16 protein-coding genes are annotated in these 17,395 nt (G+C 66.7%); 9 read left to right on the plus strand and 7 right to left on the minus strand.

Annotation, left to right across the window (positions count from 1 at the left end):
* The first annotated feature begins 304 nt into the window (after positions 1–304).
* The 6 genes from IB261_RS13370 to IB261_RS13395 all read left to right on the plus strand — a co-directional run bounded on the left by IB261_RS13370 (position 305) and on the right by IB261_RS13395 (position 7,848).
* A complete protein-coding gene (locus IB261_RS13370; protein WP_081517000.1) occupies positions 305–874 on the plus strand; it encodes a putative antibiotic biosynthesis monooxygenase in 570 nt (189 codons plus the stop codon).
* A gap of 70 nt (positions 875–944) precedes the next feature.
* On the plus strand, positions 945–1,763 hold the full coding sequence (locus tag IB261_RS13375) for an alpha/beta fold hydrolase (protein WP_151186883.1): 819 nt from the start codon (positions 945–947) through the stop codon (positions 1,761–1,763).
* 11 nt (positions 1,764–1,774) lie between these two features.
* Positions 1,775–3,628, plus strand: coding sequence for an amidohydrolase (locus IB261_RS13380; protein ID WP_192382858.1), 1,854 nt, complete (start codon positions 1,775–1,777; stop codon positions 3,626–3,628).
* A 307-nt stretch (positions 3,629–3,935) separates the two neighbouring features.
* Positions 3,936–6,128, plus strand: coding sequence for a catalase/peroxidase HPI (gene katG, locus IB261_RS13385; RefSeq protein ID WP_192382857.1), 2,193 nt, complete (start codon positions 3,936–3,938; stop codon positions 6,126–6,128).
* 145 nt (positions 6,129–6,273) lie between these two features.
* Complete coding sequence (locus IB261_RS13390) at positions 6,274–7,362, plus strand: glycerophosphodiester phosphodiesterase (RefSeq protein WP_192382856.1); 1,089 nt, start codon at positions 6,274–6,276, stop codon at positions 7,360–7,362.
* Between the two features lie 87 nt (positions 7,363–7,449).
* Complete coding sequence (locus IB261_RS13395; RefSeq protein ID WP_081517005.1) at positions 7,450–7,848, plus strand: YjjA family protein; 399 nt, start codon at positions 7,450–7,452, stop codon at positions 7,846–7,848.
* Positions 7,849–8,222: 374 nt separating this feature from the next.
* Here the strand turns inward: IB261_RS13395 and IB261_RS13400 are convergent, their stop codons facing one another.
* The 4 genes from IB261_RS13400 to IB261_RS13415 form a co-directional block, all read right to left on the minus strand.
* Positions 8,223–8,681 carry a GNAT family N-acetyltransferase gene (locus IB261_RS13400; protein WP_081517006.1) on the minus strand — a complete coding sequence of 153 codons (459 nt, stop codon included), beginning with the start codon at positions 8,679–8,681 and terminating at the stop codon, positions 8,223–8,225.
* 17 nt (positions 8,682–8,698) lie between these two features.
* Positions 8,699–9,202: a GNAT family N-acetyltransferase gene (locus IB261_RS13405; protein WP_192382855.1), complete on the minus strand. Its 504-nt coding sequence runs from the start codon at positions 9,200–9,202 to the stop codon at positions 8,699–8,701.
* 58 nt (positions 9,203–9,260) lie between these two features.
* Complete coding sequence (locus IB261_RS13410; RefSeq protein WP_081517008.1) at positions 9,261–9,518, minus strand: YjhX family toxin; 258 nt, start codon at positions 9,516–9,518, stop codon at positions 9,261–9,263.
* A gap of 310 nt (positions 9,519–9,828) precedes the next feature.
* Positions 9,829–10,323, minus strand: a complete 495-nt coding sequence (locus IB261_RS13415) for a BRO-N domain-containing protein (RefSeq protein ID WP_081517009.1) — start codon at positions 10,321–10,323, stop codon at positions 9,829–9,831.
* A 454-nt stretch (positions 10,324–10,777) separates the two neighbouring features.
* Here IB261_RS13415 and IB261_RS13420 point away from each other — a divergent pair, with 454 nt between their 5' ends.
* From IB261_RS13420 to IB261_RS13430, 3 genes are all read left to right on the plus strand, one after another.
* Positions 10,778–11,683: a LysR substrate-binding domain-containing protein gene (locus IB261_RS13420; RefSeq protein ID WP_192382854.1), complete on the plus strand. Its 906-nt coding sequence runs from the start codon at positions 10,778–10,780 to the stop codon at positions 11,681–11,683.
* Between the two features lie 119 nt (positions 11,684–11,802).
* Positions 11,803–13,002 carry an MFS transporter gene (locus IB261_RS13425; RefSeq protein ID WP_192382853.1) on the plus strand — a complete coding sequence of 400 codons (1,200 nt, stop codon included), beginning with the start codon at positions 11,803–11,805 and terminating at the stop codon, positions 13,000–13,002.
* A 73-nt stretch (positions 13,003–13,075) separates the two neighbouring features.
* Positions 13,076–13,978, plus strand: coding sequence for a LysR family transcriptional regulator (locus tag IB261_RS13430; protein WP_192382852.1), 903 nt, complete (start codon positions 13,076–13,078; stop codon positions 13,976–13,978).
* Here IB261_RS13430 and IB261_RS13435 read toward each other — a convergent pair.
* From IB261_RS13435 to IB261_RS13445, 3 genes are all read right to left on the minus strand, one after another.
* Positions 13,972–15,459 (minus strand): DHA2 family efflux MFS transporter permease subunit, encoded by a 1,488-nt coding sequence (locus IB261_RS13435; protein ID WP_225606133.1) that lies wholly within the window; start codon positions 15,457–15,459, stop codon positions 13,972–13,974. The genes IB261_RS13430 and IB261_RS13435 overlap by 7 nt on opposite strands.
* Positions 15,460–15,560: 101 nt before the next feature.
* Positions 15,561–16,688: an HlyD family secretion protein gene (locus IB261_RS13440; RefSeq protein ID WP_192382851.1), complete on the minus strand. Its 1,128-nt coding sequence runs from the start codon at positions 16,686–16,688 to the stop codon at positions 15,561–15,563.
* Positions 16,689–16,699: 11 nt separating this feature from the next.
* Entirely contained in the window at positions 16,700–17,200 is a 501-nt protein-coding gene (locus IB261_RS13445; protein ID WP_192382850.1) for a winged helix-turn-helix transcriptional regulator, read from the minus strand.
* Between the last annotated feature and the right edge of the window lie 195 nt (positions 17,201–17,395).

Genomic DNA, 17,395 nt, shown 5'->3' on the forward strand with positions numbered 1-17,395 from the left:
CCCAACCGATGCCCGGTCTTCGGTTGGGCCGGCGTGTGCCACCTTGAGTTGAGGATTCGGGGACGCCAACCAGGCATCCTCCCTCGACAGGCCATTCCTGGCCCTACAGCGCTCTAGCGGCACTCATGCCGCTGCACTCTCTGAAACACCGCTTCAACAACGCCTCCTGAACGGGGCGTTCAGGCGGTTGCGGACGTTTCACTGGAACTCCCCTTGCAGGAGCGCTATCCAGCACATGCGTCCAATAGGACGACCGTTGCCGCCGCCATAGTGAGCGGACCTCAATCATGAGTCCGGAACACCCATGAGCGCCGAAACCATCGATCTGAACAGCGTGGTGACGCTGGTGGTCCACCACAAGGTGCGTTGCGAAGCCCTGCCCAGCTACGAGGCCTGGCTGCGCCGCACGGTTTCGGCCGCGCGCCGGCAGCCGGGGCACCTGGGGGTGAACGTGATCCGCCCGGACGGCGAAGGTGCGATGTACACCACCGTGGTGCGTTTCGCCGCCGCCGCGCAGTTGCAGGCCTGGATCGACTCCCGCGAGCGCGCCGAGCTGATCGACGAGGTTTCGCCGTTGCTGGAAGAGGGCGACCACCCGCTGATCCACAACGACGCCGAATTCTGGTTCACCCCCGAGCACGGCAACGTGCGCCAGCCGCCGAAATGGAAGCAGGCGCTGCTCACCTACCTGGTGATCAGCCCGCTGACCATGGTCATCCCGCCGCTCTGGGGACCTGCCTTCGAGCGCTTCCCGGTGCTGGCCGGGGTGGTGCCGAGCAACCTGCTGGTGACCCTGTGCATCGTCCTTCCGGTGGTCTACCTGATCATGCCCTGGGTGACCCGTCGCTGCGCCGGCTGGCTCAACGCCGATTGATTTTCCCTCCCGCGGCGTCAACGTGGCGCCCGTACCCACATCGTCCTGCATGGCAGGCAGAGGAGTTTCCATGAGCACTTTCGTTACCCGCGACGGCACCGAGATCTATTACAAGGACTGGGGCAGCGGCAAACCCGTGCTGTTCAGCCACGGCTGGCCGCTGGACGGCGACATGTGGGAATACCAGATGCAGTACCTGAGCAGCCGCGGCTACCGCACCATCGCCTTCGACCGTCGCGGTTTCGGTCGTTCCAGCCAGCCGTGGAACGGCTACGACTACGACACCTTCGCCGATGACATCGCCGGCCTGATCGAGCACCTGGACCTGCGCGACGTCACCCTGGTCGGCTTCTCCATGGGCGGTGGCGACGTCAGCCGCTACATCGGCCGCCACGGCACCTCCCGCGTTGCCGGCCTGGTGCTGCTGGGCGCCGTCACGCCGATCTTCGGCAAGGCCGCCGACTTCCCGCTGGGTGTGGACACCGCCGTGTTCGACGGCATCAAGGCCGGCCTGCTGCAGGACCGTGCGCAGTTCATCGCCGACTTCGCCGCGCCGTTCTACGGCACCAACCATGGCCAGAAGGTCTCCGACGGCGTGCTGACCCAGACCCTCAACATCGCCTTGCTGGCGTCGCTGAAAGGCACCGTGGACTGCGTCAGCGCGTTCTCGGAAACCGACTTCCGCGCGGACCTCGCCAAGGTCGACGTGCCGACCCTGGTGATCCACGGTGACGACGACCAGATCGTGCCGTTCGAGACCACCGGCAAGCTGGCCGCCGAGCAGATCAAGGGCGCAGAACTGAAGGTCTACGCCGGCGCTCCCCATGGATTTGCCGTCACCCATGCGCAGCAACTCAACGAAGACCTGCTGGCCTTCCTGCAACGCTGAGGGCCACGAGCATGAGCAACGCAGAGCGCAACGCAGACCTGATCCTGTTCAACGGCAAGCTGCACACCGTTGACCCGGAACGCCCCCACGCCACGGCCGTGGCCATCGCCGACGGCAAGTTCCTGGTCGTCGGCACCGACGCCCAGGCGATGGCCTACCGCGACGCCTCGACCCAGTTGGTCGACCTCAATCGCCGTACCGTCATCCCCGGCCTCAACGACTCGCACCTGCACCTGATCCGCGGCGGCCTGAACTACAACCTCGAACTGCGCTGGGAGGGCGTGCCGTCGCTCTCCGACGCGCTGGAAATGCTGCGCCTGCAGGCCCAGCGCACGCCCTCGCCGCAGTGGGTTCGCGTGGTCGGTGGCTGGAACGAATTCCAGTTCGCCGAGCGCCGCCTGCCGACCATCGAGGAGCTGAACAAGGCTGCGCCGGATACCCCGGTGTTCGTCCTGCACCTGTACGACCGCGCGCTGCTCAACCGCGCCGCGCTGCGCGTCGTTGGCTACACGAAAGACACGCCGAATCCGCCCGGCGGCGAGATCGTCCGCGACAGCAACGGCGAGCCCACCGGCATGCTGATCGCCCGCCCGAATGCGATGATTCTCTACGCGACCCTGGCCAAGGGACCGAAGCTGCCGCTGGAGTATCAGGTCAACTCGACCCGCCAGTTCATGCGTGAGCTGAACCGCCTCGGCCTGACCAGCGTGATCGACGCCGGCGGTGGTTTCCAGAACTACCCGGACGACTACCAGGTGATCCAGCAACTGGCCGACGCCGACCAGCTCACCGTGCGTATCGCCTACAACCTGTTCACCCAGAAGCCCAAGGAAGAGCTGGCGGACTTCAAGAACTGGACCTCCAGCGTGACCTACGGCCAGGGCACCGACTTCCTGCGCCATAACGGCGCGGGCGAGATGCTGGTGTTCTCGGCCGCCGACTTCGAGGACTTCCTCGAACCGCGTCCGGACCTGCCCGGCACCATGGAAGCGGAGCTGGAGCCGGTAGTGCGCCACCTCGTCGAGCAGCGCTGGCCGTTCCGCCTGCACGCGACCTATGACGAGTCCATCTCGCGCATGCTCGACGTGTTCGAGAAGGTCAACCTGGACATCCCGTTCAACGGCCTGCCGTGGTTCTTCGACCACGCCGAGACCATCACGCCGAAGAACATCGAGCGGGTGAGGGCGCTGGGCGGCGGCATCGCCATCCAGGACCGCATGGCGTTCCAGGGCGAATACTTCGTCGACCGCTACGGCAAACAGGCCGCTGAGGCGACCCCGCCGATCAAGCGCATGCTGGCCGAAGGCGTACCCGTTGGCGCTGGCACCGACGCCACTCGCGTGTCCAGCTACAACCCCTGGACCTCGCTGTACTGGATGGTCAGTGGCAAGACCGTGGGCGGCCTGAGCCTCTACCCGGAGGGCCTGTCCCGCGAGGTGGCGATCCAGCTGTTCACCCACGGCAGTGCTTGGTTCTCCAGCGAGCAGGGCAAGAAGGGCATGCTCAAGGCCGGCCAGCTGGCGGACCTGGCGGTGCTGTCGGAGGACTTCTTCAGCGTCGAGGAAGAGGCGATCAAGACCATCGAATCGGTGCTCACCGTGGTGGGCGGCAAGATCGTCCACGGCGACCGCGAGTTCGACAAGCTGGCCCCGCCGAGCATCCCGGTGGTGCCGGAATGGTCCCCGGTGGCCATGGTTCCCGGTCACTGGCGTCCGCAGGCGCCGCTGCAGCAGGCCGTGCACCAGTGCGTCGGCTCCTGCGGCGTGCACGGCCACAGCCACGAGCGCGCGCGTACCAGGGATGTCCCGGTGAGTGACTTCGCCGGGTTCTGGGGCGCCTTCGGTTGTTCGTGCTTCGCGTTCTGATGTTGACCTGAGCACAGGAGCGGGCTTTGTCAGCGATCCCTTTTCGGGTTCGCGGGCGTGGCCCGCTCCTGAAAAAGCGAGGGCGCCGACCCCAGGACTGCAGGAGCGGGCCATGCCCGCGACCCTCCCCGCGCCGATCCTGCCGGCACACCCCTCTGTAACACGGCTTTTCGCCATCCCCGCATCGATAGCCTTTTACCGCTCGAGCCGATCAATAACTGCAATAGCAGCCCGTCCCGTTTGATCTATCTTCTGATGGGTTGTGCGTATACGAAGCGCCGCGCCAGGCGCTCACAAGGAGCCTGCAATGAGTGAAGAAAAGAAAGGTAGCTGCCCCTTCCACCAGACCGCCGGTGGTGGCACATCGAACCGTGACTGGTGGCCCAACCAGCTGAGGCTGGACCTGCTGCACCAGCATTCTTCCAAGTCCAACCCCATGGGTGAGGACTTCAACTACGCCGAGGCCTTCAAGACCCTCGACCTGGAAGCGGTCAAGGCCGACCTGCGCGCCGTGATGACCGACTCCCAGGACTGGTGGCCGGCCGACTTCGGCCACTACGGCCCGCTGTTCATCCGTATGGCCTGGCACGCCGCCGGCACCTACCGCATCGGCGACGGCCGTGGCGGTGCCGGGCGTGGCCAGCAGCGCTTCGCCCCGCTCAACAGCTGGCCGGACAACGTCAGCCTGGACAAGGCCCGCCGGCTCATCTGGCCGATCAAGCAGAAGTACGGCGCCAAACTGTCCTGGGCCGACCTGATCGTCCTTACCGGCAACGTCGCCCTGGAATCCATGGGCTTCAAGACCTTCGGCTTCGCCGGCGGCCGTGAGGACGTCTGGGAACCGGACATGGACGTGTACTGGGGCGAAGAGACCACCTGGCTGGGCGGCGACAAGCGCTACACCGGCGAGCGTGACCTGGAAAATCCCCTGGCCGCTGTGCAGATGGGCCTGATCTACGTGAACCCCGAAGGCCCCAACGGCAACCCCGACCCGGTGGCCGCCGCCCGTGACATTCGCGAGACCTTCGCGCGCATGGCCATGGACGACGAGGAAACCGTCGCCCTGATTGCCGGCGGCCACACCTTCGGCAAGACCCATGGCGCAGGTCCGGCGGACAACGTCGGCGCCGACCCGGAAGCCGGCGGCCTGGAAAGCCAGGGCCTGGGCTGGGTCAGCACCTTCGGCACGGGCTCCGGTGGCGATGCCATCACCAGCGGCCTGGAAGTCACCTGGACGTCCACGCCGACGCGCTGGAGCAACAACTTCTTCTGGAACCTGTTCGGCTACGAATGGGAGCTGACCAAGAGCCCGGCCGGCGCCCACCAGTGGCAGCCGAAGAACGGCGCGGGCGCCGGCAGCATTCCCGATGCCCACGACAAGTCCAAGCGCCGTGCACCGTCGATGCTCACCACCGACATCTCGCTGCGTGTCGATCCGATCTACGAGAAGATTTCCCGTCGTTTCTACGAAGATCCCGACGCGTTCGCCGACGCTTTTGCCCGTGCCTGGTTCAAGCTGACCCACCGCGACATGGGCCCGCTGGCTCGCTACCTGGGGCCGGAAGTGCCGAAAGAGGAGCTGATCTGGCAGGACCCGATCCCGGCGGTCAACCACCCGCTGGTGGACGAACAGGACATCGCCGCGCTCAAGGCCAAGGTGCTGGCCTCGGGCCTCTCGGTTTCCGAACTGGTCTCTACCGCCTGGGCCTCGGCGTCGACCTTCCGTGGCTCCGACAAGCGCGGCGGCGCCAATGGCGCGCGCATCCGCCTGGCGCCGCAGAAGGACTGGCCGGTGAACCAGCCCGAACAGCTGGCCAAGGTGCTCGGCGCGCTGGAGGAAATCCAGGCCGAGTTCAACGCATCCGCCGCCGGCGGCAAGAAGATTTCCCTGGCCGACCTGATCGTCCTGGCCGGCGATGCCGGCGTGGAAGAGGCGGCGCGCAAGGGTGGCCACAAGGTCAGCGTGCCGTTCGCACCGGGCCGCATGGACGCCAGCCAGGAGCAGACCGACGTGCACTCGGTGGGCATGCTGGAGCCGGTGGCCGATGCCTTCCGCAACTTCCAGAAGGCGAAGTTCGCCGTGCCGGCCGAAGCGCTGCTGATCGACAAGGCGCAGCTGCTGACCCTGACCGCGCCGGAAGTCACCGCGCTGATCGGCGGCCTGCGGGTGCTCGGTGCCAACACCGGCGGCTCGCAGAACGGCGTGTTCACCGCGCGCCCCGGCACCCTCAGCAACGACTTCTTCGTCAACCTGCTGGACATGGGCACCGTGTGGAAACCGACCTCGGAGGACAACACCGAGTTCGAAGGCCGCGACCGCAAGACCGGCGAAGCCCGGTGGACCGGCAGCCGCATTGACCTGCTACTGGGTTCAAACTCTCAGCTGCGGGCGCTGTCGGAGGTCTATGGTTGCTCGGACGGCGAACGCAAGTTCGTCCATGACTTCGTCAAGGCCTGGACCAAGGTGATGAACCTCGACCGCTTCGACCTGCCGCGCTGATCGGGCAGGGAAGGGCAAAGGGCCCGCGGACGAGCGATCGTCCGCGGGCCTTGTCGTTCATGAGTGGGCTGGCCGTCGCAAGAGCTTCACAGGCCGCCGGCAGACTGGGCCGCTTATCCGTTACCCAGCCAAAGGGGTTTCGCACATGCGCCGTCGCATCATCGCTGTACTGGGCTCCATCGCACTGGCCGCCGCCAGTTTCACCGCCAGCGCCGAGGACTCACCCGGCCGCGCCCTCAGCGAGGCCGCCGGCGTTCCCTGGCCGGCGGTGATCGCCCACCGCGGCGCTTCCCACGATGCGCCGGAGGAAACCGCGCCGGCCTATCTCGCCGCCCGCGACCTGGGCGCGGACTACCTGGAAGCGGACCTGCAGCGCACCAGCGACGGCGTGCTGGTGGCGGTGCATGACGACACCCTGGAGCGCACCACCAACATCGCCAAGGTCTTCCCCGGCCGCGAGAAGGACCCGGTGAGCAAGTTCACCCTGGCCGAACTCAAGCGCCTGGATGCCGGCAGCTGGTTCAACGCCATCTATCCCGAGCGCGCCCGCTCCAAGTACGCGGGGCTGCGCATCCTCACCCTGGACGAGTTGATCGACATCGCCGAAGGCGGCGGCGAAACCCCCGGCCTGTACCTGGAAACCAAGGCGCCGGGGCGGTTCCCCGGCATCGAGGAAGACCTGCGCAAGACCCTGGAAAACCGCGGCTGGCTCAACGCGGACGGCGAGCCGCAAGGCAAGATCGTCCTGCAGACCTTCGAGAAGAGCAGCCTCGAACTGCTGCAGAAGAGTATGCCGAAGGTGCCGAAGATCCTGCTGCTGTGGACTGGCGATGGCTATATGGCGGCGAAGAGCCCGACGACCTTTGCCCAGTCCGGCGAGAAGATCAAGGCGGACTTCTATGCCCGGCAGGAGGTGAAGTCCAGGGAAGAGTTCTTTGCCTGGCTGGACTGGGCCAAGGCCCATGGCGCGCTGGGCACGGGCCCTTCGGCGACCCTGACCGCCCGTGGCGACCAGAGCTACATGGACCTGGTGCAGCCGTGGATGAACCAGGCCGCCCACGAGCGTGGCCTGTTCGTGCATGCCTACACCGTCGACGACTCGGTGGACTTCGACAAGTTCACCAAGGCTGGCGTGGACGGCTTCTTCACCAACCGTACCGACCAGTTGCTGATGTTCCTCGGCCGGCCGCCGAGCCTCGACATGGACGAGGTGCTGAAGTCGGTGGGGTACTGAGTTGGCGCGCAGGGGTGTCTACACTCGCAGTGGCGCCCCGCGTTGCGTCGAACGCAACCAGGAGCGCCCCATGAACAGGAGAATCCCATGAATGCCCGCAAACTGATTCCCGCGGTCCTCGCCGCCGCGTTGCTGCCCTGGTCGATGACCCAGGCCGCCTCCCTCGGCGATGTCGCCGGCCAGCTCGGCGGCCTTGGCAGCCTGCCGTCCGCATCGTCGAGCAGCAGCAATGTCGCCGGCTTGCTGGAGTATTGCGCGAAGAACAACTACCTCAACGCCGATGCCGCCACCCAGGTGAAGGACAAGCTGCTGGGCAAGCTGCCGGGCAACACCACCACCAGTGACAGCGGCTACAAGGATGGCGCCAAGGGCATCCTTACCGGCAGCGACGGCAAGAGCCTTGACCTGTCCGGCAGCGGCATCAAGGAAAAGGTCACCAAGCAGGTGTGCGACAAGGTCCTCAGCCAGGGCAAGTCGCTGCTGTGACGGAGCTTCCTGTCAGGCACGTCGTTTCCTGCAGGAGCGGGCCACGCCCGCGAACAGCGCCTGTAAGGCGCGGTCTGGAACCAGTGATGACGTTCGCCTGACATTCAGCTGTTTGATCCGCCACCGGCCCTGCCGGCGGATCGCGGGCAGGGCCCGCTCCTACCGGATAGATCTGTGCTCGGATCGGCCCTCACCCTAACCCTCTCCCATAGGGAGAGGGGACCGTTCGGTGCCGGATGAAACCGCAGCGTCAGCCGGCACGATTTGCTCCCTCTCCCTGAGGAGCGGGGCGCGCAGCCAGGGCTGGGGTGAGGGAAAGCACAAACACGGAACTACCAGGGAAAGACAGTTGCTCCTACAGTGAGAATTCACGGTCAGGGGCGGGGCTTCTCGTAGCGCACATCCCGCTCATCCACGCGCTCGGCGAGTTGCCAGCCGTGGCGGCGGTAGAAGGCATTGGCGCGAATGCCATCGCCACCATCGGTCACCAGCCAGATGCTCCCGTGCTTGCGGAACAACTGCTCCTCGGCCGCCGTCAGCAAAAGCCGACCCATGCCCTGGCCCTCGAACTCCGGGCGTACGAACAGGGCGAAGAGTTCTCCCTCTTCGGTATCCACCATGGCGAAGCCGCCGGCAATACCGTCGATCTCGGCGACCCACGCGCAAGGCGCAGATTCAATTGCCTCGGCCAGCACCTGCGGCGTGATGCCCATATCGGCCATCTGCTCGCGGCTCAGGTGGTTCTCCCGCACGCTGGTGCGGATGTCGAAGAGGGTGTCGATGTCCGCCGGGGTGGCGGGGCGGATCGATGCCGTGCTGATCGATGGAGACATGGCGACTGTTCTCGTCTTCAGGTCGCGGAGAAACCGCTGTGGTAGGCAACCTGTCCGGCGGCCTTCGATCCGTCCAGCGACAGCGCCATGAAGTATTCCGGCGGCACGCCCGCATACTGGATCGCCGGGTCCTGGCGAAAGCCGAAGCGCGGGTAGTAGGCCGGGTCGCCGAGCACCACGCAGCCTTTCGCACCCAGGGCGTTCAGGCGCTCCAGCCCGGCGCGAATCAGCGCGGCACCGATGCCCCGGCCGTGCAGCTCCGGCCGCACCGAGACCGGCCCCAGGCCGTACCAGCCGAGGTCCGCGCCGTCCAGGGTGACGGGCGAGAAAGCCACATGGCCGACCACCTCGCCCTCCAACGTGGCGACCAGCGAAACGCTCAGCGCCCCGGCCGTGCGCAAGGCATCGACGATGGCACCTTCGGTGCCGCTGCGGTGTTCGGCCACGGCGAAGGCGGCGGTGGTTACTTCGGCAATGACGGCGACATCTTCAGGCCGTTCCCGGCGAATCTCGTAAGGCATGGTGTAGTTCCCTTGTGCAGGTGGCCGGGCGCGCGAAGCCGGCCCGGCCTTTGGTGGGTCAGCGGTTGTCCAGTTGTGGGCGCACGGCGCCCAGGCCTGTGGCGTTGATCCGGTAGGGTGAACCGCCGCGCGAGATGATCAGGCGCTTGTCCCTGAGCTTCCTGAAGACAGCCAGGGTGCAGTCGGCCAGTACATACCCGTCACGGGTATAGCACTCGACGAAGACGACGCGTCCGGCGTCGTCGCGCTGGAAGGAAATGTGGCCGCCCTTGGCGAGGACGTGCAGGGTCCGTTGTTCCGGTCTGGAAATATTCATGATGGAAACCTGAATGCAGTAGGTGCGTAGAAACCGCAGACACGAGGTGGTGTCTGCCAGCGTTTGTGCGCATCGATAACCGGCCCGCCTTGTCGGCAAGGCGAAGGGGGTTATCGGATTACTGCTATCTCCAACATGAAGCCTGTCTCAACGGATCAGAAAGGAATGCCCGGAAATCGAGCCCGGTGATTCTAGGTGCGACGGCCGAAGCCGATCAACCCGGCGTTTGTTGCCACGTCTTTCAAACAGGCTGCTCGTCGCCGACTCGGGAGTGCCCTGGCGACGAGGCTGCTGCGGATCGGCTGGCCACTCAGCGCTTCCAGAAACCGCGCGGACCCTTTGGCTTGCCGTTGACGCGAGTGAAGGTCGGCAGGTCGTCCAGCGGAACCCAGACTTCGCCCTGCCAGTCGAGCACGGTGACGAAGCCGTCCAGCCAGGTCATGCGCATGCGCCGTGGCTGGTGCGGGCATTGCGTGTGCTCGTCGCGCAGCTGCGGGATCACCTCGTGGCTGAACCATTGGCGAAGGGTGCGGTTTTCCGGATGGCTGTGGCGGTAGAACGCCATGTACAGCGCCGCTTCGCTGATGACTTCGACTTGTTCCTCGTTGCCGCTGTTGCACAGCAGGCGCACGGTCCTGGCTTCGCCTTCTTCCAGGCGGCGGGCGAGGACGGTGGGGTGGTGCAGGCCGAGCAGGCGGGCGACGTCGGTGCCGACGAACCAGGGCTGGTTGTCGATCATCACGCCGCGTACGGGGCGGTTGTGGCGCAGGAAGGTCGTGGCGGTGACGGTAATAAGGGCATCCATGGCAGGTACTCCAACTCGGGGAGAGAGCCGCCATCCCGAAAAGGGAGGCGGACCGCGTGAGGTTGGTGAACCGGAACCAGAGCCGGCAGGCCCGAGGGCCTCCCCACGCGATCCGCCATATCAGCGCTGTAGTTTTCTACAGTTGCGTGGGGGCCTACGAAAACGATTCGCCGTCTTCGCATGCACTTTCAGCGCAATCGCGCTGGTTATCAGGTCACCAAACCCGACCACGGGATTGACCGTGGCGGGTTGGAATCTAGCGATGGCTCGTGTAGGCCCACAAGGCGGTTGGCGGGTGGGAAGATTCGTGGAAAACGGCGGGATATCGCGCAGGCTTCAGCAGTGCCTGACAGGCGCTGTCGGGGGCATGGCCCGCTCCTGCAGGGGGAGTTCGGGCACCGCGCGATGCGGTAAGCTCCGCAGCTTTCCCAGCGTTCCATGCGGAGAACGATCCATGGAAGACCTCAACACCCTCTATTACTTCACCCAGGTGGTGGAGCAGGGTGGTTTCGCCGCTGCCGGCCGCGCGCTGGACATCCCCAAGTCCAAGCTCAGCCGGCGCATCGCCCAACTGGAGGAACGCCTGGGCGTGCGTCTGCTGCACCGAACCAGCCGGCACTGTTCGCTGACCGAGATCGGCCAGGAGTACTACCAGCGCTGCGTGGCCATGCGCATCGAGGCGGAAGGCGCTTCCGAGGTCATCGAGCGCAACCGCGCCGAGCCGCGCGGACTGGTGCGGCTGGCGTGCCCGACGACGCTGCTCAACTCCTGGGTCGGGCCGATGCTCACCCGCTATATGCTCCGGTACCCGCTGGTGGAGCTGTTCATCGAGAGCACCAACCGCCGCGTCGACCTGCTCCATGAGGGTTTCGACATCGCCCTGCGGGTGCGCTTCCCGCCGCTGGAGAACACCGACATGGTGATGAAGGTGCTGGGCAACAGCACCCAGTGCCTGGTGGGGCGCCCGGACTTCCTCGAACGCATGGCCGGCGACAGCTCGCCGCTGGGCTTCGGCCAGCTGCCCAGCCTGCATTGGGGCGGCATGCAGCGCGAATACCAGTGGGAGCTGTTCAATGAAGAGGGCGAGCGCCTGCTCATCTCGCACAAGCCGCGGATGGTCACCGATGACCTGCTGGCCCTGCGCAACGCGGTAATTGCCGGTGTCGGCATCGCCCACATGCCGCGTGTGGCGGTGCGCGAGGACCTGGCCGCCGGCCGGTTGGTGGAGTTGCTGCCGGGCTGGTCGCCCAAGTGCGGCATCGTCCATGCGATCTTCCCTTCGCGCCGTGGCCTGCTGCCCTCGGTGCGCACGCTGATCGACTTCCTCGCCGAGGAGTTCAGCAACAGCGACATGGCCTGAGGCCCGCGCCGGCAGGCAGCGTTGCGTTTCGCGCACCGCTGTATTGCCGGCCCGACCGATTCTGCGCGGGAGGCTGCCGGCATAGGCTGGCGCCACTGTTTTTCCCACAAGGAATGGTCATGAACCCCGCTTCGAATTCCCTTCCGGCCGACCACGCGCAGCCGACCCTGTCCTCGGCAATGGTGGTGCTGCTCGCGTTCTGCTGCGGCGCCGTCGTCGCCAACCTGTATTACGCGCAACCCATCGTCGAGCTGATTGCCCCGGCGATTGGCCTCTCCACCGAAAAAGCCAGCCTGATCGTCTCGCTGACGCAGTTCGGCTACGCCATTGGCCTGCTGTTTCTGGTGCCGCTGGCGGACCTGCTGGAAAACCGCAAGCTGGTGATCGGCTTCACCCTGGCCGTGGCGCTGTGCCTGGCCGGCGCCGGGCTGGCGAATTCGCCGTCGGTGCTGCTGGCCTGCGCACTGCTGATCGGCCTGACCTCGGTGGCGGTGCAGATCCTCGTGCCGCTGGCCGCGCACCTGGCGCCGGAGGAGGCCCGTGGCCGTGTGGTGGGCAACATCATGGGCGGCCTGTTGCTGGGCATCCTGCTGTCGCGGCCGGTGTCCAGCCTGGTGGCGGAAGTCTTCGGCTGGCGCGGAGTGTTTCTCGCCGCGTCCGTGCTGATGCTGGTGATCGCGCTGGTGATGGCGGTGGCGCTGCCGCGCCGCGTGCCGGCCCACAGCGCGACCTACCCGCAGCTGATCGGTTCGGTGTTCTCCCTGGCGCGGCGCTACGCTGTGCTGCGTGAGCGCGCGCTTTATCAGGGCCTGCTGTTCGCCGCGTTCAGCGCCTTCTGGACCATCGCCCCCATCGAGCTGATCCGCCACCACGGCTTCAGTCAGACCCAGGTCGCGCTGTTCGCCCTGGTCGGCGCGGTCGGAGCCGTTGCCGCGCCCATCGCCGGACGGCTGGCCGATGCCGGGCATACCTTCAAGGGCACCCTGGTGGCGCTGCTGCTGGCGCCGTTCGCGCTGTTGCTTGGCGCGCTGCCCGGTGCGGGGTTCTTCTGGCTGGTGGTGTGCGCGGTGCTGCTGGATTTCGCCGTGCAGCTGAACATGGTGCTCGGCCAGCGCGAGGTTTACGCCCTCGACCCGCACAGCCGTGCGCGCCTGAACGCGGTGTACATGACCAGCATCTTCGTCGGCGGTGCACTCGGTTCGCTGGTCGCCAGCCCGCTCTACGAAGCCATCAGTTGGACGCCGTTCGCCATCGGCGCGGCGGCTGTCCCGACCATCGCCACTTTGCTCTTCCTGCTGCGCGGCGACAGCCACGCCTGAGAGCACAGGCGTGCAAGGCGGGCGCAGGGGTGATTGGGTACACTCCGGGGTTTCCCGCTCCCGGAGTGCCGCCATGGACAAACTGCAGGCCCTGTCGATGTTCGTCGAGACCGTCCGTTGTGGCGGTTACTCGGCGGCGGCCCGCAAGCTCGGCGTGGCAACCTCCTCGGTGACCCGCCAGGTGGCGGCGCTGGAAGCGGAACTGGGCGCCACGCTGCTCAACCGCACCACCCGCCACAGCAGCCCGACCCTCGCCGGGCAGGCGTACTACGACAAGGCCGTGGAAATCCTCGAGGCGTTGGTGGAAGCCGACGGACTGGTCAGCGACCGTGGCCGCGAGGCGAAGGGGCGGTTGCGCGTCAGCGTACCGGTGGAGTTCGGTCGCCGAGTCATCGCTCCGCACCTGGGAAGCCTGCTGGCGCAGTACCCGGAGCTGGAGGTCAGCCTGTCCCTGAGCGACCAGATCACCGACCTGCCGAAACAGCAGATCGACCTCTCCGTGCGCCTGGGCTCGAGCCTTACCAGCGACGACATCATCAGTCGCCCCATCGGCCAGTTCCAGCGCTGGCTGGTGGCGAGCCCCGACTACCTGCAGCGCGCCGGCACACCGGCCCACCCGCTGGACCTGATGGAGCACCAGTGCCTGCGCTTCGACTACGGCGGCGCACACCTGACCTGGACCTGCAGTGACGGCCAGGACACCTGGCCGCTCAACGTGCAGGGCCGCCTGCAGAGCAACAACGCCGATGTCCTGCGCGAGACCGCGCTGGGCGGCGGCGGTATCGCGCTGCTTTCGGACTGGCTGGTGGCCGAAGACGTCCGCGCCGGGCGGCTGGTACGGTTGCTGCCCGCGTACGACTCCTATCCCGGCAACACCGTGGGCAGCATCAACGTGCTGTACCCGCCGAGCCTGCGTGAATCCAGCCGCATCCGCGTGTTCGTCGCCTTCCTCGAGGAGCTGATGGCGGCTCAGTGACTGTCCGCGCTGGGCTGCGTGGGTGGGGCGATCCTGTGCATCAGCGGCACCAGTAGCAGTGTCACCGCGAAGCACGCGCCGACCAGCAGGAAGGCGTCGGCGAAGGTCAGCGTCTGCGCCTCGCGCCAGGTCAGGTCCCACAGGTGTTTCAGCGCCTGTTGCGAGGGTTCGCCGTTGAACTCCATGGAGGGCGCCAGCCAGTGGTTGAGCGCTTCGTTGCCACTGTTCAGGTGCTCGGCCAGACGCAGGAAGTGCAGGTTGGTGCGGTCGTTGAGCACCGTGGCGCAGGCGGCGATGCCGATGGCGCCGCCCAGGTTGCGCATCAGGTTGAACAGCCCGGAGGCGAGCTTCAGGCGCTCCGGCGGCAGCGAGCCCAGTGCCAGCGTCACGGTGGGCGCTACGCAGAACTGCTGCGCCATGCCGCGCAGGGCCTGCGGGAACATCAGCTGGCCCGCACCCCAGTCGTGGGTCAGCGGAGCGAATTCATACATCGACAGGGTGAACATCACCATGCCCAGCAGCAGAATCCAGCGCAGGTCGACGCGCCGGGCGAGGGCGGCGTAGAGCGGGATGCTCATGATCTGGAAGATGCCCGTGGAGAAGATCGCCAGGCCGATGTCCAGCGCGCCGTAGCCGCGCACCCGGCCGAGGAACAGCGGGGTCAGGTAGATGGTGGCGAAGATGCCGATGCCGGTGACGAAGCTGAACAGGCAGCCGAGGGCGAAGTTGCGTTCCTTCAGGGCGCGCAGGTCGACTATGGGGTGCGCGGCGGTCAGGCTGCGGTAGATGAAGGCAATGCCGCATAGTGCGGAAATCCACGCGGTGGCAACGATGGTGTCGTCGCTGAACCAGTTCCAGCGCGGGCCTTCCTCCAGGGTGTATTCCAGGCAGCCGAGGAACAGCGCCATCAGCAGAATCGCCGGGTAGTCGGCGCCCTTGAGCAGCGACAGGTCGGGCTTGTCGATACGCACCATGACCGGCACCACGATGGCGACGAACAGCCCCGGCACCAGGTTGATATAGAACAGCCAGGGCCAGGAGGAAATGTCGGTGATCCAGCCGCCGACCACCGGCCCGAGAGTCGGCGCCAGGGAGGCGATGGCGCCGATGGTGGCGGCGACTATCACCCGCTGCTTGCCGTCGAAGTAGAGGAAGCCGGTGGTGAACACCATGGGGATCATCGAACCACCGAGGAAGCCCTGCAGCGCGCGGAAGGCGATCATGCTCTGGATGTTCCAGGCCATGGCGCAGAGCAGGCTGGTAAGGGTGAAGCCCAGTGCCGAGGCGGCGAACAGCCAGCGCGTGGAGAGCACCTTGGACAGCCAGCCGGAGAGCGGGATGACGATGATCTCGGCGATCAGGTAGCTGGTCTGCACCCAGGCCAGTTCATCGGCCCCCGCCGATAACCCGCCGCCGATGTCGCGCAGCGACGCGGAGACGATCTGGATGTCCAGCAGGGCGATGAACATCCCCAGGCACATGCAGGCAAAGGAGATGACTTTGCGGCCGGTGGAAAGACTCTCCACCGGGATCACCTCGCTGCTCCAGTGCTTTGCGATCCACAGCTTGCTGGCGGAGAGGTTCACGGCTGGTTGCTCAGGACGACGCGCTGGTCGGCGGCATCGTGCGCGTGGGCACGGGTATCCACTTCCACCAGTACCGAGAGGCCGGGGCGCAGGTTGCCCAGGCGGCCGTCGGCATCGTCCAGGTGCACGCGCACCGGCACGCGCTGGACGATCTTGGTGAAGTTGCCGGTGGCGTTCTCCGGCGGGAGGATGCTGAACTGCGCGCCGGTGGCCGGGGCGAGGCTGTCCAGGTGGCCGTGGAAGACCTTGCCGGGCAGGATGTCGGCCTCGATGGTCACCGCCTGGCCGGGCTGCATGCGCGCCAGTTGGTCTTCCTTGAAATTGGCGTCCACCCACAGGCCCTGCGCGGGCACCACGGCGAGCAGCTGGGTACCGGCGGCGACGTAGCTGCCGACCCGTGCGCGGCGGTTGCCGATGTAGCCGTCCACCGGGGCGCGCAGTTCGGTGTAGCTGAGGTCCAGGCGGGCCAGGTCACGGGCGGCTATGGCCTGCTCCAGCGCTGCCTGGGCCTGCTGCCGCTGACTGTGGATCACGTCCAGCTGGCGACGCGCGGCGAGCAGGCTGGCGCGGGCCTTGTCGCTGTTGGCGCGGGCGGATTTGAAGCTGGCGTCGGCGCGCTGCGCGGCCTCCACCGATACGGCGTTGGTGCGCACCAGGGTGGCGTAGCGACGCTGGTCGTCGCGGGTGCGAACCTCTTCGGCGGCGGCCGCGTCGATCTCCGCCTGGCTCTGGCGGATCAGCGCGTCCTGCAGCGAGGCCTGGGCGTCGACATTGCCCAGCGCTGCCTCCTCGGCATGCACCGCGCCCTCGGCCTTGGCCAGCGCGGCACGGTAGTCACGGTCGTCGATACGAGCGAGCAGGTCGCCGGCGTGCACCAACTGGTTGTCGCTCACTTTCAGCTCGGCGATGTAGCCGGCCACGCGCGGGCTGATGACGGTGACGTCGCCGCCGACGTAGGCATCGTCGGTCTTTTCCAGGAAGCGCCCGTCGAGCCACCAGTGTCCGACGTAGGCGGCGGCGCCGAGGATGGCGGCGGTGGCGATGGCCAACTTGAGCGCCTTGCGGGATTTCGCTCTGGCCGTTTCGACGGCAGGCGTGGCGGGGAGGGTGACGGGCTGGTTCATGGCGGCCTCGCTCAGGCGTGATCGGCTTGGGGGATGTTCTGGGAGTTCGCTTGCGGGACGACGGGGACGAGTCGGTCGTCCTCGCGGCGGTGAATCTGGTGTTGCGGGCCGATGGGCTCGCCGCTGTCGGCATCCACCAGGGCAATGCGCACCGGGCGGCCGCTGCGGGTGTCCACCAGTTCGGCGGTGCTGGCCATGGCGGCGTGGCGCTTGCCCCACTGCAGCAGCGTCAGCAGCACCGGGCGCAGGTCGCGGCCGCGCTCGGTGAGCAGGTAGTCGAAGCGCGGCGGGTGATCGTTGTACTGGCGGCGCTGCAACAGCCCGCTATCCACCAGGGCGCGCAGGCGGCGGGTGAGCACGTTGCTGGCGATGCCCAATCGTGCGAGGAACTGGTCGAAGCGGGTGGAGCCGTAGAAGGCTTCGCGCAGGATCAGCACGTTCCAGCTGTCGCCGATCAGGTCCAGCGCCTGGGCTACCGGGCAGGGCAGGTGGTCGAAGCTGGTTCTGCGCATGGTCGCACCCTTTACATGAGAGTCGTCATCTAATTGGGCCGCCTTGTCTCGGGCCTGGCAAGGCGACAGGCAAGGTCGGGCTGAAAAAGATTATGGTCGTAATCTAAAGCAGTCACTTGCTTTGCGCAAGTGACTCGTTGGGGGCGGCGCAAGGCAGGGGATGAACGGCGTACCGGGTGAGTTTCCGGCTGGCGC

The sequence above is a fragment of the Pseudomonas sp. PDM20 genome, from assembly GCF_014852575.3.
Classification (GTDB): Bacteria; Pseudomonadota; Gammaproteobacteria; order Pseudomonadales; family Pseudomonadaceae; genus Pseudomonas.